The following is a 23,716-nucleotide window of genomic DNA, read 5'->3' on the forward strand; positions in this document are numbered from 1 at the left end:
TGGGTGCTCCCGGGTGGTGGTCGGACATGGGCGGGCTCAGAGCTTGCGGCGGCGGCCGCGGCGCTTCTGGCTCGGCTTCAGGACGGGCTTGCCCGCCTCGACCGCCTCGCGCCGCTTGGCGGCACCGTACTCCGAAAGCGCCCCCACGAGGGCCGAAACGGAGGCTTTGGGGGCCACGACGTCGACGCGCAGCCCGAACTCGACCGCGGTCTTCTCGGTCTCGGGGCCGATGACCGCGATCACCGTCGTGTTGTGCGGCTTGCCCGCGATCCCCACCAGGTTGCGCACCGTGGAGGAGGACGTGAACAGCACGGCGTCGAAGCCGCCGCCCTTGATCGCCTCTCGGACGGGGGCGGGCGGCGGGGCGGCGCGCACGGTGCGGTACGCGGTGACGTCGTCGACCTCCCAGCCCAGGTCGGCCAGCCCGGCCGACAGGGTCTCGGTGGCGATGTCGGCGCGGGGCAGCAGCACCCGCTCGATCGGGTCGATCTCGGCGTCGTAGGGAGGCCACACCGACACGAGCCCGGCGCTGGACTGCACGTCGTCGGGCGGAAGCAGGTCGGGCTGGATCCCGAAGTCGCGCACGGCCCGCGCGGTGGTCTCCCCGACCGCGGCGACCTTCACCCCGGCGAAGGCACGCGCGTCCAGACCGTAGGACTCCAGCCGCTCGCGGATCGCCCGGACCGCGTTGACGGAGGTGAACGCCACCCACTGGTAGCGGCCGGTGACCAGGCCCCGGACGGCGCGCTCCATCTGCTGCGGGGTGCGCGGCGGCTCGACGGAGATCGTGGGGACCTCCTCGGGCACGGCCCCGTGCGCGCGCAGCCGCTCGGACAGCGCGGCGGCCTGCTCCTTGGTGCGCGGCACGAGCACCCGCCATCCGAACAGCGACTGGGTCTCGTACCAGGACAGTTCCGGCTGGCGGCTCACCGGCGCCCCGACGACCATCAGCGCGGGCGAGGTGAGGTGGTGCCCCTTGGCGTCCTTGGCCTTGAGCTCGGCGACCAGGCGGTTCAGTGTCGAGGTGACCGTGGTCTGCCGGGTGGTGCCGCCCGCGCGCACGACCGCCACCGGCGTCGTCGGCGGACGTCCGCCCGCGATGAGGGTCTTGCACAGGACGTCGATCCCGGGCCCCTGGTGCTCGGGCGGCTCACCGGGGGGAGCGTCGGCGCCCAGGACGACCAGCGCGGCGTCGCTGGCGGCTGCCTCGTGCCAGTCGACTTCGGCGCCGCCGTGCGCACGCGCGTGCAGCACCCGGACCTCGGGGTTGCCGTCGCCCAGGAGCGGGATCCCCGCGAAGGTCGGCACGGAGGTCACCGAGGAGATCCCCGGGACCACGTCGACGGCGATCCCGGCCTGGTGGCAGGCCGCGACCAGCTCGCCGCCCCGGCACCCGAAGAACGGGTCGCCCGAGAACAGCCGGACCACGCGCCGGCCCTCGCGGGCGCGCGCGACGGCGAGGGCGTTGACGTCGCCGCCGCACTCGTCGGCCTGGATGACGGACACGTCGTCGGAGCAGTGTTCGAGGAGCCCCTCACGGAAACCGGCGAGCTCCTCCCCCGCCGGTTCGCGGAGGGTGATGACCACGTCGGCGCGGCGGAGCATGTCGGCGCCGCGCAGGGTCAACAGGTCGGCGCTGCCGGGGCCGGAACCGACCAGCGCCACGTGTCCGGTCCGCGATGCGGCGCGCGACTCGTCGGGCTGGTGGTTGGCGTTGGCGTTCACGTACTGGCTCCTCGTGTGTGGTTCGCCTGCTCCCGGGGCGCGGGTTCCGGGACGGTGGCGATGCGGCGGGCAGGGCGTGCGATCGGCCCGCCGACCGGCTCCTACTGTGTCTCGTCCCTCTCGGTGAAGGCCGCGGCGACGATGCGGTCGGCGCCCTCGGCGATCATCTGCCGTGCGAGGTCCCGTCCCAGGCCGGCGGCGGCCGCCAGGTCCCCGGGGTTCTCCAGCGCGATGTCGCGCTCCCGCCGCACGGCCTCGCCGCCGTCGGTGGCGACGACGGCGGCGCGCAGGCGGAGCCGGCCGTCCCCGTACTGCGCGTAGGCGCCGACGGGCGCGGCGCACCCGGCCTCCAGTTCGGCCAGCACGGTCCGCTCCGCGACGACCTCGGCGCGGGTGGGCGCGTGGTCGACGGTGGCGAGGTAGGCGAGGTCGCCCTCGGCGCGCGCGGTGGCGCACTCGACGGCGAGGGCGCCCTGACCGGGCGCGGGCAGGACCTGCTCGGGCTCGAAGACCTCGGTGACGTCGTCGAGGCGGCCGACGCGGCCGAGCCCGGCGTAGGCCAGGACCACGGCGTCGACCTCGCCGGAGGCGACCTTGCCCAGGCGGGTCTCGGCGTTGCCGCGGATGGGCACGAAGACGAGGTCGGGGCGGAGCGCCGCGATCTGGGCGGCGCGGCGCGGGGAGCCGGTGCCCACGCGCGCGCCCGGGGGCAGGTCGGCGAGCTTGAGGCCGTCGCGGGCGCACAGGGCGTCGCGCGGGTCGTCGCGCTCGGGGACGGCCGCGAGCGTCAGGCCCTCGACGGGGGACGTGGGCAGGTCCTTGAGCGAGTGGACCGCGAAGTCGATGTTCCCGGCTTCGAGTTCGTCGCGCAGGGCGTTGACGAACACGCCGGTGCCGCCGAGCTGGGTCAGCTGCGCCTTGGTGACGTCGCCGAAGCTGGTGATGAGCACGAGCTCGATCGCCTGTCCGGTGCGCTCGGTGATCGCGTCCGCGACCATCTGGGACTGGGTGGTCGCCATGGTGCTGCGGCGGGTGCCGAGCCTGGCGGTGGTGCCGGTCATGACTTCTCCTGAGCGGAGGGCTCCGTGTGGGTCGGGCCCGTCGGGGCGGCGAGCGCTCCGGGAGCCTGGGGGTCGAGGTCGAACAGTTCTCTGAGGGCCGCCTCGTAGGACTCCCCGTCCGGCGCCTTGGCCAGCTCCTTGACGCGCACGGTGGGCCGGTGCAGGAGCTTGTCGGCGACGCGGCGCATGGCGCGCGTGATCTCCTCGCGGGCCTTGGCGCCGAGGTCGTCGGGCAGGCGGCCGTGCAGGCGGGCCAGCTCGGCCTCGACGACGTCCTGCGCCTGGGCGCGCAGGGCGACCACGGTGGGCGTCACCTGGTCGGCGCGGCGGACGGCGCCGAACTCGGCGACCTCCTCCTCGACGATCCCGCGGACCAGGGTGAGGGAGCCGGACCGGTCGCCGCCGCCGGAACCGGTGGCGGCGGCCTGGCGCAGGTCCTCGATGTCGACCAGGCGGGCGCCGGCCAGGTCGCGGACGGCGGGGTCGACGTCGCGGGGCAGCGCGAGGTCGAGGAAGACCAGGGGTCTGCCGCGTCCCCCGACGGCCGCGGCGACGGCGTCGGCGGTGAGCACGAGGCCCTGGGCTCCGGTGCAGGAGATGACGAGGTCGACGTCGGCGAGTGCGTCGGCGGCGGTCTCGAAGGGCACGGCGTGCGCGGAGACGGTGTCGTAGGCCTCGGTGAGGCATTCGGCGAGGCGGGCGGCGCGCTCCTGGGTGCGGTTGGCGACGACCACGCCGCTCGCGCCCTGGCGGGCGACGGTGTTGGCGGACAGGGCACTCATGGATCCGGCGCCCAGGACCAGGACGCGGATCCCGGCCAGGGGGGCGGGCGCGGGCCGGGCGACCTCGGCGGCGGGGGTGTCGGCGGGAGCGGCGGCGGTCACCCCGGACATGGGGCAGCCCGCGGGGGCGGCCACGCCCTCGGCGGGGGTGGTGCGGTCGACGGTGACCTCGGCGACGGCGGGCGGGGCGCCCAGGTGGCGGAGGGCCTCGGTGAGGCCGAAGCTGACCATGTCGGCCCCGGCGTGGTCGAGGTGGGTCTCGGTGTGGGCGCGCTTGCCCACGCGCAGGGCGCGCTGGCCGAGGTCGTTGAGGACGCGGCCGACGGAGGCGCCGTCCTGGCCCTCCTTGAGGGCGTCGCGGACCTGGCCGAGGATCTGGCCCTCGCCGACGACCATGGAGTCCAGGCCGCAGGTGACGGAGAAGAGGTGCTGCACGGCGCGGTCCTCGTAGTGCACGTAGAGGTGCTCGGACAACTCGCCCAGGGGCACGCCGGTGTGCCAGGAGAGGAGTTCGGTGATGGCCGCGACGCCGCCGTGGAAGGTCGCGACGTCGGCGTAGATCTCCGTGCGGTTGCAGGTGGAGACCACCATGACCTCGTTCACGGAGTCGGAGCCGAGCATGTCGCCGACCGCCCTGGTCCGCGTCTCCCCGTTCAGCGCGACGCGTTCGAGCAGCGCCACCGGTGAACTCCGGTGGCTCAACCCCACGGCCAGGACACTCATCCGAACTCTCCTATGCGGGCCCTACACAGCTTCGTCCATACTCGGGTACGGGTCGCCGGCCCCGTGGGCGGCCCCACCCGAGACGCGGCGCACGCTCGCTCATCGCCGCCGCGTGTGCGGGCCTCACGGCCCCGGTGTCGGTCTCACGTCAGTTCCAGTCCCGCCCTCCGCGCCCCGCGGCCGTCGCCGTCGGCCCTGCGCTGCGCGTGGAAGGCGAGGATCTGGAGTTCGATGGACAAGTCGACCTTACGCACATCGACCCCGTCCGGCACATTGAGCACCACGGGGGCGAAGTTGAGGATGCTCGTCACCCCGGCCTCGACGAACCGGCTCGCCACGCCCTGGGCGGACGCCGCCGGTGTCGCGATGACCCCGATGGACACGCTCTTGGAACGCACAACCTCCTCCAGGCTGTCAATATGCCGCACGTCGAGGGAGGCCACGCTCCGTCCGACCACCGAGGGGTCGGCGTCGAGCAGGGCCGCGATGCGGAACCCGCGTGAGCCGAAGCCCCCGTAGTTGGCCAGTGCACGGCCCAGGTTGCCGATGCCGACGATGGCCACGGACCAGTCCTGGGTGAGACCAAGCTCACGCGAGATCTGGTACACGAGGTACTCGACCTCGTAGCCCACCCCGCGCGTCCCGTAGGAGCCCAGGTGGGACAGGTCCTTGCGGAGTTTGGCGGAGTTCACCCCCGCGGCCGTCGCGAGCGCCTCGGAGGAGACGGTGAGGATCCCGCGGTCCTGGAGCGCCTGGAGTGCGCGGAGGTAGACCGGCAACCGGGCGACGGTGGCTTCGGGGATTCCCCTCTCCCGGGGCCGAGGCGGACGGCTTGTCACAGGCGGGCGCTCCTGAGCGGCTGTGGTGCGGACGGGGTGCGGGCCGTGAGCGGCGCGCCGTGGGGGCCGGTGCGTCGTCCTTCCCCGACTGGTCTGTGTTCCAGATTACGCGCTTGTGAAAGCACGCACAAAGTGGGGTCGGGTGTGACGCGGCGTTCATAAGTTCCCACGAATCGGGCGCGCGGGCGCCGCGCGGCGCGGCCGGGGACGCCCCGCGCGCCTCCGCGCGACGCCACGGCGGCGTCCGGTGGTACGGGGAAGCGGATTCCGGTCGCCGACCGCTCACCCCGCCTCCTTCGCGGAACGCCCCCGCGCGCCGCCGAAGCGGTATGGCCGAGGCACCAATTCCGGGCCGCCGGAAGGAATCCGATGGGAACATTTGTGCAGAATCGCCGGAATTCTCCCGCACGCGCACGCTCTCCCCCGCAATCCCGCCGCAAAGGCCGCATACGGACGCGGCGCGGAGCACGCGTACCGCGCCGGAACGCGCGAACCGGTGTGGACACCGACCCACGCCGACCCGGGCCCGGCACGGGACCCGCCGCGACACGCCCGACGCGCGGCCCGCGGTCCGGTCGGCCTCACGCTCCGATCGCCGAGCGCAGCCGGTCCTCGGCCACCCGCCAGAAGTCGTGCCGCCGCCCGTCCACGAAGGTCACCGGGATCTTGTCCCAGTACTCCTCCCGGTCGGCCTCCCCGACCTCGTCCAGCCGCACCTCGGCCCGCGTCACGCCGAGGTCGCCGGTGACGCGCTCGACGACCGACCACGCCTCCTCGCACAGATGGCAGTGCGGCTTGCCGAGCACGACCACGCGCGCCCGCCGCGTCCAATCCGGTGTTTCGCCCATGTCTCCTCCGTGTTCCGAACCGTTGTCGCGACCCTCACCCGCCCGCGAACGGCGGTAGGACCTCGATCACAGTGCCGTCCGTGACGGGGACCTCGCGGTGCGGCCGGCGGCCGACCGGCCGTTCGTCCACGAGAAGGGACGAAGCCCCGAGAACACGCTGGAAACGGTCGTCCGGATGCAGCCGGCAGGCCGCGTCCAGGGCGTCGCCGAGCGTCTGCGCCTCGACCCGTTCCTCGGCGGTTCCGGCCGCTTCCTTGGCCGCGGCCCAGTACCTGATAGTGCACTTCGCCATCTGTTGATTATCCTTGGTGTTGCTCGGAGGCGACGTATTCGACAAATCTTCACCGGGGGCAATGGCGCCTTCGTTCGTCCGCATCGCGCGGGGTTGACGAGAAGAGACGCATGAGCCATCTGCTGCTACTGACGAACTCGAACGAACCGTCCGACCACGTGCTGCCCGCTCTCGGACTCCTCCTGCACTCGGTGCGGGTGGCGCCCGCGGAAGCCGGTGCGCTCCTGGCCTCCGGTGCCAACGGAAGCTCCAGCGCTCCCGTCGACGCCATTCTGGTCGATGCGCGAACCGACCTGGCAGCCGCCCGGAACTTCTGCCGCCTGCTCGACACCACGGGACTGGACTGCCCGCTGCTGGTCATCCTGACCGAGGGCGGCGTCGCGGCCCTCACCCCGGACTGGCAGGCCGACGACTTCATCCTCGTCACCGCCGGTCCGGCGGAGGTCGAGGCCCGGCTGCGCCTGGCCGTGGGCTCGGCCGACGCGGGCTCCGACGACCCGGACGAGATCCGCCGGGGCGACCTGGTGATCGACGAGGCGACCTACATCGCCCGGCTGCGCGGGCGGATCCTGGACCTGACCTTCAAGGAGTTCGAACTCCTCAAGTTCCTGGCCCAGCACCCCGGCCGCGTGTTCACGCGGGCGCAGCTGCTCCAGGAGGTGTGGGGCTACGACTACTTCGGCGGCACCCGCACCATCGACGTCCACGTCCGGCGCCTGCGCGCCAAGCTCGGCGCCGAGTACGAGTCGCTCATCGGCACCGTGCGCAACGTGGGCTACCGCTTCGTCCCGGACCCCGTCGCCAAGCAGGCGCCCAAGGACGAGGGCGCGGAGTCGCTGCCCGCCGCCCGGACCCCGGAGACGAGCGGCACGTAGCGGGAGGCCGCGCCTCGGCGGGCCGCCGGAGACAGGGCGGCACCGGGCGCGGGGGGCGCGATCGGCGTGGCCGGGACCGACGGGGTCCCGGTCGCCGACTTCGCGCGGCGTCGGGCCCGCCCTGGTCGGCGGCGTGGGACCCGCTCGCACCCGGAACTCCGTACTCCCGCCGTGACCGCCCGTAGGAAATCGGGTGCGCAAGGCACTCGTCTTCGGAGGCTGGACGCCCTAGGATTCGTGGGGTACCCCGAGTCGGGCGAGAGCGGGCGCGGTGACACTCCCCTGGCCGGGTCGTACGCCCACCGTCCCGGCGCGCCACCGTAGGAGTGAATCGCACCGATGTCCACCCCCGCCGCGAGACCCCCGCTCCCCGCGCAGGCCCGGCCCCTGCGCGTCGCTCTCGGCACCACGTTCGTCGGATCGACGCTCATCGCCGTGGTGGCCCCCGCCTACGCCGCGCCCTCGCCCTCCGAGGAGCCCACCGCGGACACTCCGTCAGTCGCGGTCGCCTTCCACCACCCCGCCAGCGAGGTGGACCTCGGCTCGGACGCGCCGTCCAACCCCGTCACCGCGGTCAACGCGGGCGACCTGGCCGTCTGCCTCGTCGACCTGGCCGTGGAGAACGCCGGCTTCCGCGTCAGCGGCTTCGAGCCCCAGCGCCTCGGCCCCGGCGCGCGTGTGCCCGCGGGTGTGGTCGACGGCGCGCCCCGGCAGTCGGTCGACGTCGTGGCCGTCCTCACCTACGCCCCCACCGACGACCAGGGCGGGTGCGCCGCCCCCGACCCGCGGACCAGCGCCGTGACTGGGACGTGGTCGATCACCGTGATCGACCCCCGTCCCACGGACCCCCCGTCGCCGGACCCCACGGACCCCCCGTCGCCGGACCCGACGGCGTCCCCCTCCCCCACGCCCGAGCCCACCGGGAGCCCCAGCCCCACCCCGAGCCCGCCGGTGCGGCCCTCGCCGACCCCGACGCCCACCGGCGGACCCGGTGGCCCCGGGTCGGAGAGCCCCTCCCCGGCCCCCACACGGACGGACGAGGAGTCGGCCGGCGGCTCCGACGGCGAGCGGCGGACGGACGCCCCCGGCAACCCGGATCCGGCGAACAGCCCCACCTCCCGCACCACGTCGCCCCCTCAGACGCCCCGGCCCGGCGTGGACTCCCCGCCGACCAGCGGCGGCGACGTCCCGACCATCCCCGACGACACGGCCGACCTCCCCGACCTCTCCCCGGGCGGCCAGGACCTCGCCGAGCTGCCGCTCGTCACGCCGAGCGGCGACGACGCGGCCGCGACCGAGATCGCCGCCGACCACACCGACCTCCGCCCGTCGATGGCGCCGTCGATCCTCCTGGCCGCCGTCCTGCTGGCCCTGCTGCTCGTCACGCCGCTCGCCCCGGCCCGCCGGGTGCGGACCGGAAGCGGGTACCGGGGAAGGCGTCGCCGTTCCTGAACGGCACGTCCCCGACCCGGTACACCGGACGCGGCCGCGCGTCCGAGGCGTCATAGGCTTTCGGCATGAGCACCCCGCACGTCACCGACGACCTCGGCGCGGACCTGGCCGACCAGATCCTGGCCCTCGCCGAGGCCGCCCGCCGACAGGACGGCGTCGCCCCCCTGTCGGAACACACCGTCCTGCGCGTCCGCCACGGCGCCCCCGCCGGCAGCAGCCGGTTCCACGTGGTCACCCGGGACGGCCGGGCCGTGGGCTTCGCGTTCGTCGAACGCGTCGCGGGCGAACCCGACTCCGGCGAACTCGTGGTCGACCCGGCCCACCGCGCCGAGGGACACGGCGCCGCCCTGTTGGACTCGGTGCGCGACGACGCCGGACCCCGCGGCGTGAGGGTGTGGGCGCACGGACGCACCCCGCGGGCGGCGGACCTCGCCGCATCCCGCGGTTGGCGCCCCGTCCGCGAACTGCACAAGATGCGCATGCCGCTGCGCGACCTGCCCGCCGACGCGCGGGGCGGCCCCCGCACCGCGCCCGAACTGCCCGAGGCCGAGCTCAGGCCCGACATCGCCGACCGGGTCGGGGTGCGCACGTTCGTCGTCGGCCAGGACGAGGAGGCGTGGCTGCGCGCCAACGCCCGCGCCTTCGCCGACCACCCGGAACAGGGCCAGCTCACCCTCGACGACCTGCTCCAGCGCGAGGTTGAGGACTGGTTCGACCCCCACGGCTTCTTCCTGGCCACGACCGCTGACGGTGCGGTCGCCGCGTTCCACTGGACCAAGACGCACGCCGACGGGGCCGGGCTCACCGACGGCGAACCGGTCGGCGAGGTCTACGTCGTGGGCGTGGACCCCGACTGGCAGGGGACGGGGTTGGGCCGCACGCTCACCCTGACCGGCCTGCACCACCTGCGCGACTCCGGGCTCCCCTGGGTGCACCTGTACGTGGACGGCGACAACGGGGCCGCCGTGCGGCTCTACACCTCCCTCGGGTTCGAGGTGTGGGACACGGACGTGATGTACGCGCCGTCGTCGGAGGCCGCCGCCCCCGGGGCCTCCTGAGGTGCGACACATCACATTTACCGCCCGAACCCCTTGAGGCCACGGGAGTGCGACATGTCGTTCATCTCCCGTTCATCTTCTCTGGGATAACTGGTCACCTGCCCCGCCTACCTTCGCAGTCGGCGCGGAAGGGCCGAACCGCGCGTGGTGACCGTGACAACACGGCCGCCGACCGGCTACCTCTGATGCGTGGCGGACTCCCTCGGGGGCACACCCTGGCGAACGCCGCCGACCCGGACCCACGGCGCCCGGAGCCGCCGCGCGAACCCCGCGCGCCGATCCGGCACGCCCCAGGTGACCAGCCCCGACACCCTTTCCGAACCGGAGCCAATCCATGACGACCACGGACGCGCCCCAGGCGGCACCGCCGCCCACGGGAAAGCGCCGGATCGGCGACGCCGTCTTCGCCGGGCTCGCCCGAGGCTCAGGCCTCCTCATCCTGGTGATCCTCGCCGGGGTCGCCGCCTTCCTGGTCATCCAGGCCTGGCCCTCGCTCTCGGCCAACACGGCCGGCTTCCTCACCAGCACGGAGTGGGAGGCCAACGTCCGTGAGGCTCCGGCGTTCGGGGTCGCGGCCCTCGCGTTCGGCACCGTCCTCGCCGCCGCCATCGCACTGCTGCTGGCCACGCCCGTGGCGGTCGGCATCGCGCTGTTCATCGTCTACTACGCGCCCCGCCGGCTCGCCTCCGTGCTCGGCTACCTGGTGGACCTGCTCGCCGCCATCCCCAGCGTCGTCTACGGCCTGTGGGGCATCGGGTTCCTGGCCCCGCAGCTCGTCCCCGTCTACGGCGGACTGACGGAGTACCTGGGCTGGATCCCGCTCTTCACCGGTCCCGCCTCCACCTCCGGCCGCACCATCCTCACCGCCTCGGTCGTCCTCGCCGTCATGATCCTGCCGATCATCACCGCGATGTCGCGCGACGTCTTCAGGCAGGTGCCGCAGGGCCACCGCGAGGCCGCGCTCGCCATGGGCGCCACACGCTGGGAGATGATCCGGCTGGCCGTGCTCCCGTTCGGCCGCTCCGGCGTCGTCGGCGGCGCGATGCTCGGCCTGGGCCGCGCCCTGGGCGAGACGATGGCCGTCGCCATGATCCTGTCCCCGTCGCTCGTGATCTCCTTCGATCTGCTCCAGAGCGGCAACCAGACCATCGCCGCGCACATCGCGCTCCAGTACCCGGAGGCCACCGGGTACGGCGTGTCCGCGCTGATCGCCGCGGGCCTGGTGCTGTTCGCGATCACCCTCGCCGTCAACATGGGCGCCCGCTACATCGTGGCGCGCGGCAGCAAGGAGGCCTGATGAGCTCGACGACCACGCGGCCCTCCGGACCGGAGACCACCGCGGCCGCGCTCCGGCACGCGTCCCTGCCCCGCTACTTCCCCGCCGCGCTGCTCGCGTGCTCCGCCGCGGTGGTGGCCGGTGTCCTGCTGGCCTTCTCCTCGTTCGGCGTCGTCCTGTGGGCGCTGCTCACCGCGGTGGCGTACGTGGTCATCACCGTGACCGCCGCCGCACGCGTCGAGGGCGGCCGCAAGGCGATGGACAGGTTCGTCACGTCGCTGGTGTACGGGTGCTTCCTGCTCGCGCTGGTGCCGCTGGTGTCGGTGCTGTGGACGGTGCTCCAGAACGGCTTCGCCCGGTTCGACGGCTACTTCCTGTCGGTGTCGATGAACGGCGTCCTGCCGAGCATGGACGCGGGCGGCGTCTACCACGCGATCGTCGGCACACTGGCGATCACCGGGATGGCCACGCTCATCTCCGTGCCGATCGGCGTCATGACCGCCGTCTACCTGGTGGAGTACGCCAGGGGCCGGATCAAGCGCGTCATCACCTTCTTCGTCGACGTCATGACGGGCATCCCGTCCATCGTCGCCGGTCTGTTCGTGGTGGCCCTGTGGATCGCGCTGTTCGGCCCCGGCCACACCAACGGCGCCGCCGGCGCCCTCTCGCTCGCCGTGCTGATGATCCCCGTCGTGGTCCGCTCCAGCGAGGAGATGCTGCGCCTGGTCCCGCGCGACCTGCGCGAGGCCTCCTACGCGCTGGGGGTGCCCAAGTGGCGGACGATCACCAAGGTGGTCCTGCCGACCTCGGCGGCCGGCCTGACCACCGGGATCATGCTCGCGATCGCCCGCGTCATCGGCGAGACCGCGCCGCTGATCCTCACGGCGGGCTCCTCGGCGGTCTCGATCAACTGGAACCTGTTCGACGGCCAGATGATGAGCCTGCCGGTCTTCATCTACTCGCAGGTCCGCATGGGCGGTGCCGTCAACTACGAGAGGGCCTGGGCCGCGGCGCTGACGCTCATCCTCACGGTGATGCTGCTGTTCTTCCTGGCCCGGATGGTCGGCCGCGCGTTCGCGCCGAAGTCCACCCGCTGACCCCATACCCACCGCCCCGCGCACCGCGCGTCGAGCTCACTCACGAGGAACATCCAGTGGCCAAACGAATCGACGTCTCCGGACTCCACGTCTACTACGGCGACTTCCTCGCCGTCGAGGACGTGTCCATGACCATCGAGCCGCGGTCGGTGACGGCGTTCATCGGCTCGTCCGGCTGCGGCAAGTCCACCTTCCTGCGCACCCTGAACCGGATGCACGAGGTGACCCCGGGCGCCTACGCGCGCGGCAAGGTGCTCCTCGACGACCTGGACATCTACGGCCCCGACGTGGACCCCGTCCTCGTCCGCAGCGAGGTCGGCATGGTCTTCCAGAAGGCCAACCCGTTCCCGACGATGTCGATCTACGACAACGTCATCGCGGGCGCCAGGCTGAACAACAGGCGGATGAGCCGCTCGGAGGCCGACGACCTGGTGGAGGAGTCGCTGCGCGGCGCCAACCTGTGGGAGGAGGTCAAGGACCGGCTGCACAAGCCCGGTTCGGGCCTCTCCGGCGGCCAGCAGCAGCGGCTGTGCATCGCGCGGGCCACGGCGGTCAGGCCGTCGGTGCTGCTCATGGACGAGCCGTGCTCCGCGCTGGACCCGATCTCGACGCTGGCGATCGAGGACCTCATCCACAAGCTGAAGGAGGACTACACGATCGTCATCGTCACCCACAACATGCAGCAGGCGGCGCGCGTGTCCGACCGCACCGCGTTCTTCAACCTGGCCGGTCCGGGCAAGCCCGGCAAGCTCATCGAGATGGGCGAGACCAACCAGATGTTCACCCGGCCGGAGAAGAAGGAGACGGAGAACTACATCACCGGCCGGTTCGGATAACGGGCCGCCGCCCGCAGCCCGGCAGGGGGCCGGTGACCGACCGGAGGCCGGTTCGGGTAGATTGCCGCTCTGACCTCGGACAAGGGAGACCGTGTGCCCACTCCTCTCGTGATCGACACCGACACGGCCCAGGACGACTGCGTCGCCCTCCTCGCGGCGCTGCTCGACCCGGCCGCCGATCTGCGGGCGATCACGATGGTCGCGGGCAACGTCGGCTTCGACCAGCAGGTGCGCAACGCCTTCCTGACGCTCAACGTCGCCGGACGGCTCGGCGAGGTCCCCGTGCACCTGGGCTGCCGGGCGCCGCTCACCCGCGCGTGGGTCAGCGCCGAGAACGTGCACGGCGACGGGTCCGGCGGGCTGGACATGGACCGGACCGGCCTGGAGCCGGAGTCCGAGCACGCGGTGGACGCGCTGGTCCGGCTGGCCGCCGAGCACCCGGGCGAACTGTCGGTCGTGGCGATCGGCCCGCTGACCAACATCGCGATGGCCGCGGCCAAGGACCCCGACTTCGCGCGCAACGTCGGCGCGCTGTACGTCATGGGCGGGTCCAACAACGGGCGCGGCAACATCACGGCCGCGGCCGAGTTCAACTTCTACGTGGACCCCGAGGCGGCCAAGGCGGTGTTCGCGGCCGGGTTCGAGGTCACCGTCGTCCCGTGGGACCCGCTGACGCTGCGCCAGGCCGTGTTCGGGCAGGAGCGGCTGGACCGCGTCGCGGCGCTCGGGACGCCGCTGTCGGACTTCTTCACGGACGTGTGCGCGGCGACGCTGGAGTTCGACCGCAGCGTGGGGATCGACGGCACCACGCACCCGGACTCGCTCACCGCCGCCGTCCTGCTCCACCCGGAGCTGGTCCGCCGGTCCGCGCGCTACCACGTGGACGTGGAGACGGCGGGCGAGCTGACGCGCGGGTACTCGGCCATGTCCTGGGGCGTGCACGGCCTGGAGCCGAACGCCACGGTGATCGAGGAGATCGACGCGGAGGGCTTCTTCGCCTACCTCAGCGGCGTGCTGGCCACGCCGACCACCCCGGCCCGGGAGGTCCGCCGCTCGGCGTAGGGTGCCGACGCGCCCTACAGTCCGAGCGTCTTGCGTGCCGTCGCGATCTTCAACACGAGACGCCGCGGATCGTTCCGTACCGGTTGGAAGCCGTACTTCCGGTAGAAGGACGCCGCGGCCTCGTCGATCGCGTCCACGACGACGAGCCTGCCCGACGCCAGAGACGCCGCGGCCACGATCACCTCGAGTGCGTCCAGGAGGAGTTGCCCGCCGAGCCCCTGTCCGTGAAGCGTGTTGTCGAGCGCCAGCCTGGCCAGCAGATAGGCCGGCACGTGGGTCACACCCCCCGAGCAGCCCCGCGACACGTCATCCCGGTGGACGACGGAGGGCGCGAGGGCGTAGTAGGCCTTGGCGGAAGGGTCACCCCGAGCCACCCATACCTGGGTGCGAGCGGTGCCCGACGTCTGAGCCCGCAGGGCATGCGAGACGAGCCAGTCGTTCAACGAGGGCACACCGCAGTCGAACGCGGTCAGGTCGTGGTGCTTCGTGAGAGTCTCGGAATGCCAGTCGTTCATGACCGCCTGAACCGGCGGGGCCGTTGGGCCAGCGCCGCGAGGCGGGGGGCATCGTCAGGGACGTCCAGCGACTCGATCAGCTCGTCGAACTGCTCCGGATCCATGAGCGTCGCGTCGGACCTGGCCAGCACACGGTCGGCCGCGGCGGCGGCGGCGCTCAGCACGAACGAGGAGACCGGTTCGTTGAGCAGCTCGGCGGCCCGAGCGATTCTCTCCCGGGTCTCCAGGTCGGTTCTCATCTCCAGCCGTGCCGTCTTCGTCGCCATGACGCACCACCTCCGCCATGATCGTACGGCAGTTGTCCGTACGCTTCAACGGCTGTATGGACGGAGGCACCGGACAAGCCCGGCGCGCGTCTCAGCCGTTCTTGACGACGATCGTCTCGACGGTGTTGGCCACGTGCTCGAAGGCGTCCGCCGCGGTCTCCAGTTCCTCGATCACGTCCTTGAGCTTGAGCACCGTCAGCGCGTCGTACTCGCCGCTGAACAGGCGGGCGAGGAGCTTGCGGTAGATCCGGTCCGCCTGGTTCTCCAGCTGGTTGATCTCTATCCAGTACCGGGTCAGGTCCTGCAGCGTCCGCAGGCGCGGCATCGCCTCCGCGGTCAGTTCCGCGGCGCGCTCCAGGACCTCGATCTGGTCGATGATCCCCTTGGGAAGCCGCTCCAGGCCGTACAGCCCGATCAGGTCGACGGCGGCCTCCATCGAGTCCATCACGTCGTCGAGGTTGGACGCCAGCCGGTAGATGTCCTCCCGGTGGATCGGCGTCGCCGAACTCTTGTTGAGCCGCCGCATGATCGCGTGCGTGGCGTCGTCGCCCGCGTGCTCACAGGCGCGCATCTTCTCGCCGATGGCCTCGCGGTCGGCTCCGTCACTCATCAGCTCCACCAGCAGGCGAGCCGCGATGACCAGGTTGTTCGCCGAATCGGTGAACATCTCGTAGTAGCTGTCATCACGCGGGCGCAAGCGCAGGCGCACGTCGTTCTCCCGATGGTGCGGTGGTCTTCCTTCGTGGATGGTAAGTGTGCTGGCCAGCCGCTCGGCGCGGCGGCCCCGCGCGGAGGGGGTCCGGGAACCGGCGGGCGGGGACGTCTCCGAGCCGGTTCACCCTTCGTTCATCTCTTCAGTGTCGGTGCGCGGAACTCCGTGGCAAGCGGGTTCCATCGCATTCCTCCCAGTCTCAGTGACATCGGGACGGTTCGGGACGCTACCGTGTCAGGCCCCCTCTGGCCAGCGGTGCGCTGAGACAGGAATCACCCAAGCGTGCGGAGACCGGTGGACGAGTCCACCGGAGTTCTCCGATGTCCACCATCGGTCCATTCCCTCGACATGGCAAGTCTCCCTTCCCTTCACCGATCCGATACCAGCCTGTTCCCTTCCGTCGCTCCAGCGCGTGCGCCGCGGACGCACCGCACGGCGGCATGTGCGTCCGCGGCGCACGCCCTAGGCTGCGGACATGCCTTCCGCTCTGACCGCGAGCGCCCTCCGGCGGCTCCGCACGGCCCTGGACGACCAACTCCGCGCCCTGGGGGACCCGCCCTTCGGGGGTTCCGACGAGGAGGCCGCCGCGGCGTGCGCCCGCGCCGTCCTGCGCGCCGGCGCACCCCAGCGCGCGGCGGTCAAGGCCGCCGTCCGCGCCACCCTGGCCGTGCTGGCCGACCGCGCCCCGGGCAACAGCCTGGAGGTACGCGTCCCCCCGTACGGGGCCGTCCAGGCCGTCGAGGGCCCCCGGCACACCCGCGGCACCCCGCCCGGCGTCGTGGAGACCGACCCGCTCACCTGGCTCCGTCTCGCGACCGGCCGGATCCCCTGGGACCAGGCGGTCGCGGGCCACGACGTCCAGGCCAGCGGTGCCCGGGCCGACCTGTCGCCGTGGCTCCCCCTGTGGTCCGACCATCCCCCGGGTGGCGCCGACCGGACGGGCAGGCATTAAGCTGGGGTTGTGTCGTACTCCGACGGCCGGCTCTCCATGGACCTCGATCCGCTCGAACGCGGCCCGCAGGACGCCTGCGGTGTCTTCGGGGTCTGGGCGCCAGGCGAAGAAGTCAGCAAGCTCACCTACTTCGGTCTCTACGCTCTGCAGCACCGCGGACAGGAATCCGCGGGCATCGCGCTGAGCGACGGGGAGCGGATCGTCGTCTACAAGGACATGGGGCTCGTCTCCCAGGTCTTCAACGAGGCGACGCTCGAATCCCTCAAGGGCCACCTCGCGATCGGTCACTGCCGTTACTCCACCACCGGCTCCCCGGTGTGGGAGAACGCGCAGCCGACGTTCTACTCGGCGCGTGAGGGCGGACTCGCCCTCGGTCACAACGGCAACCTGATCAACACACCGGAGCTGGCGGCGATGCTGCCGGACTCCCGGCGGGGCGCCACCACCGACACCGAGGTGCTCACCAACCTGTTGGCCGACTACGCCAGGGCCGACTCCGAGCGCACGATGGAGGACGCGGCGCTGGCCCTCCTCCCCAAGGTGCAGGGGGCCTTCTCCCTGGTGTTCATGGACGAGCACACCCTCTACGCGGCGCGCGACCCGCAGGGCATCCGCCCGTTCGTGCTCGGCCGCCTGGGTGAGTCCTCCAACGCCGGGGGCTGGGTCGTGGCGAGCGAGACCGCCGCGCTGGACATCGTCGGCGCCACCCTGGTCCGCGAGATCGAGCCCGGTGAACTGCTCACCATCGACGAGCGCGGTGTCCGCTCCCGCCGCTTCGCGCCCGCCCGCCGCAAGGGCTGCCTCTTCGAGTACGTCTACCTCGCCCGCCCCGACACCACCATCGCCGGGCGCAACGTCAACTCGACCCGGGTCGAGGTGGGCCGCCGTCTGGCCAAGGAGCACCCGGTCGAGGCCGACCTGGTCATCCCGGTGCCCGAGTCCGGGACCCCCGCCGCGGTGGGGTACGCCGAGGCCAGCGGCATCCCCTTCGCCCAGGGCCTGGTGAAGAACTCCTACGTCGGGCGCACCTTCATCCAGCCCAGCCAGACCCTGCGCCAGCTCGGCATCCGCCTCAAGCTCAACCCGCTGCGCGAGGTCATCGAGGGCCGCCGACTCGTGGTCGTGGACGACTCCATCGTCCGCGGCAACACCCAGCGCGCCCTGGTCCGGATGCTGCGCGACGCGGGCGCCGCCGAGGTGCACGTGCGCATCTCCAGCCCGCCCGTGCTGTGGCCGTGCTACTACGGCGTGGACTTCGCCACACGCGCCGAACTCATCGCGGCGAACCTGTCCGTGGACGAGATCGCCGAGTCGGTCGGCGCCGACTCGCTCGCCTACGTGGACCTCGACGAGCTCGTCGCGGCCTCCGAGGTGCCCAAGAACGAGCTGTGCCGGGCCTGCTTCGACGGCGTGTACCCCATCGAGGTCGCCGACGACGCCCGCGGCAAGTACCTGCTGGAGAAGTCCTGCGGTACGCCCGAGGGCTCCGACCTGGCCACGAGCGACACCTAGCCGCGGCGCGGCGGACGGGGGTCCGCCGTGCCCGGGTCTCGGCGTGCCCCGAACGGGTCCGCCGTGCCCGCACCACCACCGAACACAGCACGAGGAGATCTCGCGTGGCAGCCGACAGCACAGGGGCGACGGGCGCGTACGCGGCCGCGGGCGTCGACATCGCCGCGGGTGAGCGCGCCGTCGACCTGATGAAGAGGCACGTGGCGAGGACCCGCCGACCCGAGCAGGTCACCGACGCGAGCGGCTTCGCGGGCCTGTTCCGCCTGGACACGGCCAAGTACAAGGATCCGGTCCTGGCGACCTCCACGGACGGCGTGGGCACCAAGGTGATGCTCGCCCAGCAGCTCGACAAGCACGACACCATCGGCATCGACCTGGTGGCGATGGTCGTGGACGACCTGGTGGTCAGCGGCGCCGAACCGCTGTTCATGACCGACTACATCGCCTGCGGCACGGTGGTCCCCGAGCGGATCGCCGAGATCGTCGGCGGCATCGCCGAGGGCTGCCACCAGGCCGGGTGCGCGCTGATCGGCGGGGAGACCGCGGAGCACCCGGGCGCGATGGAGCCCGGCGAGTACGACCTGGCGGGCGCGGGCACGGGTGTGGTCGAGGGCGACGCCGTCCTGGGCCCGGACCGGGTCCGCGAGGGCGACGCCGTCATCGCGATGGCCTCGTCCGGACCGCACTCGAACGGGTACTCACTGGTCCGGGGGATCGTGGAGCGGGCCGGTCTCGACCTGCACGCGCACGTGCCGGAGCTGGACGGGGTCCTGGGCGACGTCCTGCTGACCCCGACCCGCGTGTACGCCAAGGACTGCGTCGCCCTGACCGGAGCCGTCGAGGTGCACGCGTACTCGCACATCACCGGCGGCGGACTGGCCGCGAACCTGTCGCGGTCCCTGCCCGGGCACCTGGACGCGGAGCTGGACCGCTCCACCTGGGCGCCCGCGCCCGTGTTCGGCTACCTGGCCGATCGGGGGGGCGTGGCGCGGGACGACATGGAGGCCACGTTCAACATGGGCGTGGGCATGGTGGCGGTCGTCGCCGCGGAGGACACCGAACGCGCCCTGGGCGTGCTCGCCGACCGCGGTGTCCCGGCCTGGCGGCTGGGCGAGGTCACGACCGGATCCGGCCGGGCCCGCCTGACCGGTGAGTACCGGAGCGCGTGAGAAAGCGCACGAACATAGCCGGTGCGAACCACCTGAGTGGTTCGCACCGGCTATATCCACCTGTCCACCGGGGCCCCCGCCTGGGGGACCGGTGGGTGGTACAGGTCTGCTGTTGCTGTCCGAGCGACCTGACAGCCCCGGCAACGACTACTTGTCGGAGTCCGAGTACTTCTCGGCGAGATCCGCGTAACGGTCGACCAGCTCGTCGTGAGGATCCGCGTAGGGGTCGTCCGGACCCGACGATCCGGAGGGAGACCCCTCGTCCTCAGCGACACCCAGCTCCGACCGCAGCCGATCAAGATCGGTCCCGCCGGTGCTGTACTTGAGCTTCCGGGCGACCTTCTGCTGCTTGGCCTTGGCTCGGCCGCGCCCCATTGGCTCGACCCCCTCAACGATTGGGTTCCGACGAACCCCAGATCACTTACTAACCCGCGGTAACGGGCTGACGGCCGTCAAACGCGACTGACGACCGGCGTCAGCGTACGTACACGTACAACCGTACCTGGTCGCACCCCACCCTGCCTACGCCACCCGGGTGTGACGGGTGTGGTCCGCGCCCGAACGCCCTCTCCACGGGGGGTTCGGGGGTGGGTGCCACCCGCGTTGATCTGTGCCACGATGCGATCGTGCTGCCCTACACCGCTTACCTCCGGGTCTACCAGCCGATCGACGCGTTCGCTCCGCGTGACCGACGGTACTGGGAGGAGTACGCCGGATCGACGGACCGTCCCCGTCGGATCAACGCCCTGGCGGCCGAGCACGCCGAGAGCCTGGGCCGGCTCGTCAGCACGCCCCCGGTGGTGGCACCGGCCGAGGAGAGCCGCGACGCCTACCTGCGCCGGGTGGACGAGCGGCTGTACGTGTGCCCGTGGCAGACGCGGCTGCGCTCGTGGCGGGCGTTCACCGAGTTCACGGCCGCGACCCCGGTACTGGTGAGCGGGGCGTTCGTCCCCGAGTGCGAGGCGGACCGCGCCGAGGAGGGGTACCGGGAGTGGCGGGAGTCGGGGGCCGGGGTGCGGCCCGGCATCCTGTCGAGCAACTGGACGATCCCGGTCCCGTGGTTCGTGCCCTTCGAGGAGCGGGAGCGCTGCCAGGTCCTGTCGACGGACACCACGCGCGCCCTGTTGTACCTCACCCGCGTGTCCCAGGCGCGGCGGCGGCTGGACCGCACGGTCGCCGTGCTGCGCGAACGGATCGGCGAGCACGCGGTGTCCGCCTCGACCGAGCGGCTGGTGGACTGGCTCACGCTGACCGCGCACCCGCGGGCGCTGCTCGAACTGGACTACGGGGGCCTGCCCCACCTGCTGAGCGACGACCAACTGACCGCGGACCGCTCGGTGGCGGAGGTGTCGGAGGCGGTGGAGGCGCTCTCGGCCGGCGACACCGCCCGCATGACGGAGCTGCGCGAGCGGATCGCACGGCGGTGGAAGTCGGTGCGCGCCCTGGAGCACGCCAACTGAGGGTCACGGGTCCCCCATGCTTTCGTGGACACCGAACCCGCGCCTGTCGCGACCGGAGAGCGTGATCCGCGACACGCCACGCCGTGCGCCAACCTGGTATGCCAGGTTTCTTCTCAGTCACCGGACACCTTTCCGCACGTGACAACGGTGCGAGCCCGGACGTCATCCCCGCACGACACCAAGACCGGTGAAACTGGGCATAACGCCCGTTAGGGATCGGCGTAGACTGTAGCGAGCCCATCACTGAACGCACTCTGAGTAACGACGAAACCCTTGCCACACGGGGGATCCAGGCGGCTCCGCCCTCAGGCCGCCACCGTCGGAGACACCCTCCGCCCCCGCGGTCCGACCACCTCCGCACAGCGACCGACCAGCCAACCAGCCCACCTCCCCCAGCCCGAACCACGGGTTTCGGTCACGACCGCCTAGCACTTCGGACGCTCCGGATCGAGAAAAACGAGGCCCGAGAACGAAGTTTTGACCGAATACGCCACATGCCACTAAACGTGTCGCTAGAATCACTTAGCGTGACGCGGCCACGGGCGGCTTTCTTGGCCTCCCACGTGCAAAGTTGCTTGGAGTGGTCGCGCTATCACCTCGGGTGATGCCAATATGGACCCAGTGGAAATATTGGACATCCGGGCCAAGCGCCAGGAATAAGGCTCAAGGATCGGCACACAGATCCAGGAGGAGAGGCCGTACACATGTCAACTCGCACGCCCGAGGCGGAGCCCCTGTTGACCCCCGCCGAGGTTGCCACCATGTTCCGCGTGGACCCCAAGACCGTCACACGCTGGGCCAAGGCGGGCAAGCTGACCTCGATCCGCACCTTGGGCGGACACCGTCGCTACCGCGAGACTGAGGTCCGCGCCCTGCTGGCGGGAATCCCCAACCAGCGTACGGAGTGATCTCCCCGGTCTGTGCCGATTCCGGGGGGAACGGCCGGACAGGCTCCGGCTTCTGATACTGACACGATGGCGGGCGGGCTTCCGGGGAACGGGCCCGCCCGTCTCCGTCCCCACCCTCCGTCGACGCCTCCGGCGGGTTCCCGTTCCGCCCGCCGGTCGTCCCGCCCTGGGGGGGACCCTCGCGACGGCGGGAGGTAGCGTCCCTGAGCATGGCTCACGAGGACGTGTTACAGGACAAGCCGCACCGGCGGGTCGTGCGGGTGGGCGACACCGTCCGCCGGCCGGCGCGGCCGTGGACAGCGACGGTGCAGGCCCTTCTCGCGCACCTGGAGGCGGTGGGCTTCCCCTACGCGCCCCGCCCCCTGGGGTTCGACGGTCAGGGCCGCGAGGTGCTCAGTCACATCGACGGCGAGGCCGGCCCGGCGGGGTGGGCCAGGGTGGTGGACGAGCGGGGGCTGTCCGCCTTCGCCCGGCTGCTGCGCGACTACCACGACGCCACCGCGGACTTCTCCCCTCCGAGCGACGCGGCCTGGGCGGACGGCGCGGTCGAGTTCGGCGAGGGCCAGGTGGTCTGCCACGGCGACTTCGGCCCGTGGAACGTGGTGTGGCGGGGCGACCGCCCCGTGGGGATCATCGACTGGGACTTCGCCCGACCCGCGCCGCGACTGCACGACGTGGCCTACGCCCTGGAGTACGTCGCCCCGTTCCGCGACGACGCCGAGTGCGTGCGGTGGCTGAGCTTCCCGGAGCCGCCCGACCGCCGCCGACGGCTGGAGCGGTTCTGCGCCGCCTACGGCCTCCCGGACACCGTCGGCGTCGTGGACACGGTCGTGGACCGCCAGCGGCAGAACATCGACCGCGTGCGTCGGCTGGCCGCCCAGGGGCTCGAGCCGCAGGCCACGTGGGTCCGCGAGGGGCTGCTCGAGGAACTGGGGCGCCGACTCGCATGGAGCCGTGCGAACCGCGGCCTGGTGGGGTAGGTCGGCGCCGCACCCGGCTCTTCCCCCGCCCCGGCAGCGGGTATGCCCGGGACGAGGAGAGAGTGCCATGCGCGAACTGAGCACCCGGTGCTGCGTCGTGGGCGGCGGCCCGGCCGGGATGACCCTCGGGCTCCTGCTGGCCCGCCAGGGCGTGGACGTCGTCGTCCTGGAGAAGCACGCCGACTTCCTGCGGGACTTCCGGGGCGACACCATCCACCCCTCGACCCAGGAGCTGATGTACCAGCTGGGGTGGGACGAGGAGTTCCACCGCCTGCCGCACGCCCGGGTGGAGCGGATCACGGTCGAGTTCCAGGGCAGACCGGTCACCTTCGCCGACTTCCGGCGCCTCCCCGTGCACCACCCGTACGTCGCGTTCATGCCCCAGTGGGACTTCCTCGACTTCCTGGCCGCCAAGGGCCGGGAGTTCCCCTCCTTCCGGCTCCTGATGTCCACGCCCATGACCGAACTCGTGGTGGCCGATGGCCGGGTGACCGGCGTACTCGCCGAGGACGCCGACGGCGCTCTGAGGGTCGACGCGGACCTCGTGGTCGCGGCCGACGGACGGCACTCGTCCTGCCGCGAGCAGGCCCGGCTCGTCCCGGAGTCCGCCCAGCCGCCCATGGACGTCCTGTGGTTGCGCGTGTCCCGCAGGCCCACCGACTCCGTGCCCTTCTTCAACGCGGGCGGCCGGGGGCTCGTCGCGATCGACCGCGGCGACTACTGGCAGCTGGCCTACCTGATCCGCCCCGGAACCTTCGACGACCTGCGCCGTGAGGGTCTGACCGCGCTCCAGGAGGGGATCACCGCGCTCGCCCCCGACCTGGCGGACCGGGTGGAGGAGATCGCGGACTGGGACCACGTGCACCACCTCGCGGTCCGCGTCGACCGGCTGCGCCGGTGGCACCGGCCCGGCCTGCTGTGCATCGGGGACAGCGCGCACGCCATGTCCCCTGCCGGAGGAGTGGGGATCAACCTGGCGGTCCAGGACGCCGTCGCCGCCGCCAACATCGTCGGCCCCCGGCTCGTGTCGGACACGCTGTCCGAGAGCGACCTCGCCGGTGTGCAGGCGCGGCGGATGTGGCCGACCCGGGTCACCCAGACACTGCAGATCGCGATCGGACGCCGGCTCTTCCCCAGGCGGGCGCCCCGGGACGGCGACGGGGCCCGCGTCCCCTCGTTCGTGCGCCTGTTCCGGTGGTTCCCGCAGCTGAGCCGGGTCACGGGCCGCCTCATCGGCATCGGCGTGCGCCCGGAGCGGGTCCGGACCTGACCCGGGGAACCCCGTGCCCCCGCCCCGGGGCGGGGCGCTCCGGACA

24 protein-coding genes are annotated in these 23,716 nt (G+C 72.3%); 14 read left to right on the top strand and 10 right to left on the bottom strand.

Annotation, left to right across the window (positions count from 1 at the left end):
- Positions 1 to 36 precede the first annotated feature (36 nt).
- From ACIBFB_RS06695 to ACIBFB_RS06720, 6 genes are all read right to left on the bottom strand, one after another.
- Positions 37 to 1,725: a uroporphyrinogen-III synthase gene (locus ACIBFB_RS06695; RefSeq protein WP_397227014.1), complete on the bottom strand. Its 1,689-nt coding sequence runs from the start codon at positions 1,723 to 1,725 to the stop codon at positions 37 to 39.
- Between the two features lie 101 nt (positions 1,726 to 1,826).
- Positions 1,827 to 2,786 carry a hydroxymethylbilane synthase gene (gene hemC, locus ACIBFB_RS06700; protein WP_397227016.1) on the bottom strand — a complete coding sequence of 320 codons (960 nt, stop codon included), beginning with the start codon at positions 2,784 to 2,786 and terminating at the stop codon, positions 1,827 to 1,829.
- Entirely contained in the window at positions 2,783 to 4,291 is a 1,509-nt protein-coding gene (locus ACIBFB_RS06705; protein ID WP_397227018.1) for a glutamyl-tRNA reductase, read from the bottom strand. Before ACIBFB_RS06705 ends, hemC begins: the two co-directional genes overlap by 4 nt.
- A gap of 143 nt (positions 4,292 to 4,434) precedes the next feature.
- Positions 4,435 to 5,130 carry a redox-sensing transcriptional repressor Rex gene (locus tag ACIBFB_RS06710; protein WP_397227020.1) on the bottom strand — a complete coding sequence of 232 codons (696 nt, stop codon included), beginning with the start codon at positions 5,128 to 5,130 and terminating at the stop codon, positions 4,435 to 4,437.
- Between the two features lie 581 nt (positions 5,131 to 5,711).
- Entirely contained in the window at positions 5,712 to 5,978 is a 267-nt protein-coding gene (locus ACIBFB_RS06715; RefSeq protein ID WP_397227022.1) for a glutaredoxin family protein, read from the bottom strand.
- 34 nt (positions 5,979 to 6,012) lie between these two features.
- The gene (locus ACIBFB_RS06720) at positions 6,013 to 6,270 is read right to left on the bottom strand and encodes a MoaD/ThiS family protein (protein WP_397227024.1); all 258 of its coding nucleotides are present in this window, start codon (positions 6,268 to 6,270) and stop codon (positions 6,013 to 6,015) included.
- A gap of 110 nt (positions 6,271 to 6,380) precedes the next feature.
- Here ACIBFB_RS06720 and ACIBFB_RS06725 point away from each other — a divergent pair, with 110 nt between their 5' ends.
- From ACIBFB_RS06725 to ACIBFB_RS06755, 7 genes are all read left to right on the top strand, one after another.
- Complete coding sequence (locus ACIBFB_RS06725) at positions 6,381 to 7,145, top strand: winged-helix domain-containing protein (RefSeq protein WP_397227026.1); 765 nt, start codon at positions 6,381 to 6,383, stop codon at positions 7,143 to 7,145.
- 339 nt (positions 7,146 to 7,484) lie between these two features.
- Complete coding sequence (locus ACIBFB_RS06730) at positions 7,485 to 8,597, top strand: hypothetical protein (protein WP_397227028.1); 1,113 nt, start codon at positions 7,485 to 7,487, stop codon at positions 8,595 to 8,597.
- A 65-nt stretch (positions 8,598 to 8,662) separates the two neighbouring features.
- Positions 8,663 to 9,655 carry a mycothiol synthase gene (gene mshD / locus ACIBFB_RS06735; protein ID WP_397227030.1) on the top strand — a complete coding sequence of 331 codons (993 nt, stop codon included), beginning with the start codon at positions 8,663 to 8,665 and terminating at the stop codon, positions 9,653 to 9,655.
- A gap of 334 nt (positions 9,656 to 9,989) precedes the next feature.
- A complete protein-coding gene (gene pstC / locus ACIBFB_RS06740) occupies positions 9,990 to 10,952 on the top strand; it encodes a phosphate ABC transporter permease subunit PstC (protein ID WP_397227032.1) in 963 nt (320 codons plus the stop codon).
- Positions 10,952 to 12,028: a phosphate ABC transporter permease PstA gene (gene pstA / locus ACIBFB_RS06745; RefSeq protein ID WP_397227034.1), complete on the top strand. Its 1,077-nt coding sequence runs from the start codon at positions 10,952 to 10,954 to the stop codon at positions 12,026 to 12,028. Before pstC ends, pstA begins: the two co-directional genes overlap by 1 nt.
- Positions 12,029 to 12,084: 56 nt before the next feature.
- Positions 12,085 to 12,864, top strand: a complete 780-nt coding sequence (gene pstB, locus ACIBFB_RS06750; protein WP_397227036.1) for a phosphate ABC transporter ATP-binding protein PstB — start codon at positions 12,085 to 12,087, stop codon at positions 12,862 to 12,864.
- A gap of 93 nt (positions 12,865 to 12,957) precedes the next feature.
- Complete coding sequence (locus ACIBFB_RS06755; protein WP_397227038.1) at positions 12,958 to 13,926, top strand: nucleoside hydrolase; 969 nt, start codon at positions 12,958 to 12,960, stop codon at positions 13,924 to 13,926.
- Between the two features lie 14 nt (positions 13,927 to 13,940).
- On the opposite strand, the gene ACIBFB_RS06760 is transcribed toward ACIBFB_RS06755, so the two are convergent.
- The 3 genes from ACIBFB_RS06760 to ACIBFB_RS06770 form a co-directional block, all read right to left on the bottom strand.
- Positions 13,941 to 14,441: a GNAT family N-acetyltransferase gene (locus ACIBFB_RS06760; RefSeq protein ID WP_397227040.1), complete on the bottom strand. Its 501-nt coding sequence runs from the start codon at positions 14,439 to 14,441 to the stop codon at positions 13,941 to 13,943.
- Positions 14,438 to 14,707, bottom strand: a complete 270-nt coding sequence (locus ACIBFB_RS06765) for a DUF1778 domain-containing protein (RefSeq protein WP_397227042.1) — start codon at positions 14,705 to 14,707, stop codon at positions 14,438 to 14,440. Before ACIBFB_RS06765 ends, ACIBFB_RS06760 begins: the two co-directional genes overlap by 4 nt.
- Positions 14,708 to 14,798: 91 nt before the next feature.
- Positions 14,799 to 15,416, bottom strand: coding sequence for a DUF47 domain-containing protein (locus ACIBFB_RS06770; RefSeq protein WP_075927285.1), 618 nt, complete (start codon positions 15,414 to 15,416; stop codon positions 14,799 to 14,801).
- Positions 15,417 to 15,894: 478 nt separating this feature from the next.
- Here ACIBFB_RS06770 and ACIBFB_RS06775 point away from each other — a divergent pair, with 478 nt between their 5' ends.
- The 3 genes from ACIBFB_RS06775 (at position 15,895) to purM (ending at position 19,052) form a co-directional block, all read left to right on the top strand.
- Positions 15,895 to 16,371: a sterol carrier family protein gene (locus tag ACIBFB_RS06775; RefSeq protein ID WP_397227045.1), complete on the top strand. Its 477-nt coding sequence runs from the start codon at positions 15,895 to 15,897 to the stop codon at positions 16,369 to 16,371.
- Positions 16,372 to 16,380: 9 nt separating this feature from the next.
- Positions 16,381 to 17,883, top strand: coding sequence for an amidophosphoribosyltransferase (purF, locus tag ACIBFB_RS06780; RefSeq protein ID WP_397227047.1), 1,503 nt, complete (start codon positions 16,381 to 16,383; stop codon positions 17,881 to 17,883).
- Between the two features lie 104 nt (positions 17,884 to 17,987).
- Positions 17,988 to 19,052, top strand: a complete 1,065-nt coding sequence (purM, locus tag ACIBFB_RS06785; RefSeq protein ID WP_397227049.1) for a phosphoribosylformylglycinamidine cyclo-ligase — start codon at positions 17,988 to 17,990, stop codon at positions 19,050 to 19,052.
- A gap of 147 nt (positions 19,053 to 19,199) precedes the next feature.
- Here purM and ACIBFB_RS06790 read toward each other — a convergent pair whose 3' ends face one another.
- Positions 19,200 to 19,427 (bottom strand): DUF3073 domain-containing protein, encoded by a 228-nt coding sequence (locus tag ACIBFB_RS06790; RefSeq protein WP_358562582.1) that lies wholly within the window; start codon positions 19,425 to 19,427, stop codon positions 19,200 to 19,202.
- Between the two features lie 251 nt (positions 19,428 to 19,678).
- Between ACIBFB_RS06790 and ACIBFB_RS06795 the strand changes: the two genes are divergently transcribed.
- The 4 genes from ACIBFB_RS06795 to ACIBFB_RS06810 all read left to right on the top strand — a co-directional run bounded on the left by ACIBFB_RS06795 (position 19,679) and on the right by ACIBFB_RS06810 (position 23,670).
- The gene (locus tag ACIBFB_RS06795; RefSeq protein WP_397227052.1) at positions 19,679 to 20,512 is read left to right on the top strand and encodes a hypothetical protein; all 834 of its coding nucleotides are present in this window, start codon (positions 19,679 to 19,681) and stop codon (positions 20,510 to 20,512) included.
- A gap of 704 nt (positions 20,513 to 21,216) precedes the next feature.
- Positions 21,217 to 21,420, top strand: a complete 204-nt coding sequence (gene bldC, locus ACIBFB_RS06800; RefSeq protein WP_017600591.1) for a developmental transcriptional regulator BldC — start codon at positions 21,217 to 21,219, stop codon at positions 21,418 to 21,420.
- A 209-nt stretch (positions 21,421 to 21,629) separates the two neighbouring features.
- Positions 21,630 to 22,400: an aminoglycoside phosphotransferase family protein gene (locus ACIBFB_RS06805; protein WP_397227057.1), complete on the top strand. Its 771-nt coding sequence runs from the start codon at positions 21,630 to 21,632 to the stop codon at positions 22,398 to 22,400.
- Positions 22,401 to 22,467: 67 nt separating this feature from the next.
- Positions 22,468 to 23,670, top strand: coding sequence for an FAD-dependent oxidoreductase (locus ACIBFB_RS06810; RefSeq protein ID WP_397227059.1), 1,203 nt, complete (start codon positions 22,468 to 22,470; stop codon positions 23,668 to 23,670).
- Positions 23,671 to 23,716 lie beyond the last annotated feature (46 nt).

The sequence above is a fragment of the Nocardiopsis sp. NPDC050513 genome (genome assembly GCF_044457925.1).
Lineage (GTDB): Bacteria > Actinomycetota > Actinomycetes > Streptosporangiales > Streptosporangiaceae > Nocardiopsis.

Excerpts from the sequence above, each read along its gene's own strand:
- hemC (WP_397227016.1), bottom strand. The coding sequence starts at position 2,786 with ATGACCGGCACCACCGCCAGGCTCGGCACCCGCCGCAGCACCATGGCG.
- ACIBFB_RS06810 (WP_397227059.1), top strand. The coding sequence starts at position 22,468 with ATGCGCGAACTGAGCACCCGGTGCTGCGTCGTGGGCGGCGGCCCGGCC.
- pstA (WP_397227034.1), top strand. The coding sequence starts at position 10,952 with ATGAGCTCGACGACCACGCGGCCCTCCGGACCGGAGACCACCGCGGCC.
- ACIBFB_RS06705 (WP_397227018.1), bottom strand. The coding sequence starts at position 4,291 with ATGAGTGTCCTGGCCGTGGGGTTGAGCCACCGGAGTTCACCGGTGGCG.
- ACIBFB_RS06805 (WP_397227057.1), top strand. The coding sequence starts at position 21,630 with ATGGCTCACGAGGACGTGTTACAGGACAAGCCGCACCGGCGGGTCGTG.
- ACIBFB_RS06730 (WP_397227028.1), top strand. The coding sequence starts at position 7,485 with ATGTCCACCCCCGCCGCGAGACCCCCGCTCCCCGCGCAGGCCCGGCCC.
- ACIBFB_RS06720 (WP_397227024.1), bottom strand. The coding sequence starts at position 6,270 with ATGGCGAAGTGCACTATCAGGTACTGGGCCGCGGCCAAGGAAGCGGCC.
- ACIBFB_RS06790 (WP_358562582.1), bottom strand. The coding sequence starts at position 19,427 with ATGGGGCGCGGCCGAGCCAAGGCCAAGCAGCAGAAGGTCGCCCGGAAG.
- ACIBFB_RS06725 (WP_397227026.1), top strand. The coding sequence starts at position 6,381 with ATGAGCCATCTGCTGCTACTGACGAACTCGAACGAACCGTCCGACCAC.
- ACIBFB_RS06775 (WP_397227045.1), top strand. The coding sequence starts at position 15,895 with ATGCCTTCCGCTCTGACCGCGAGCGCCCTCCGGCGGCTCCGCACGGCC.
- ACIBFB_RS06760 (WP_397227040.1), bottom strand. The coding sequence starts at position 14,441 with ATGAACGACTGGCATTCCGAGACTCTCACGAAGCACCACGACCTGACC.
- bldC (WP_017600591.1), top strand. The coding sequence starts at position 21,217 with ATGTCAACTCGCACGCCCGAGGCGGAGCCCCTGTTGACCCCCGCCGAG.
- pstC (WP_397227032.1), top strand. The coding sequence starts at position 9,990 with ATGACGACCACGGACGCGCCCCAGGCGGCACCGCCGCCCACGGGAAAG.
- mshD (WP_397227030.1), top strand. The coding sequence starts at position 8,663 with ATGAGCACCCCGCACGTCACCGACGACCTCGGCGCGGACCTGGCCGAC.
- ACIBFB_RS06765 (WP_397227042.1), bottom strand. The coding sequence starts at position 14,707 with ATGGCGACGAAGACGGCACGGCTGGAGATGAGAACCGACCTGGAGACC.
- ACIBFB_RS06715 (WP_397227022.1), bottom strand. The coding sequence starts at position 5,978 with ATGGGCGAAACACCGGATTGGACGCGGCGGGCGCGCGTGGTCGTGCTC.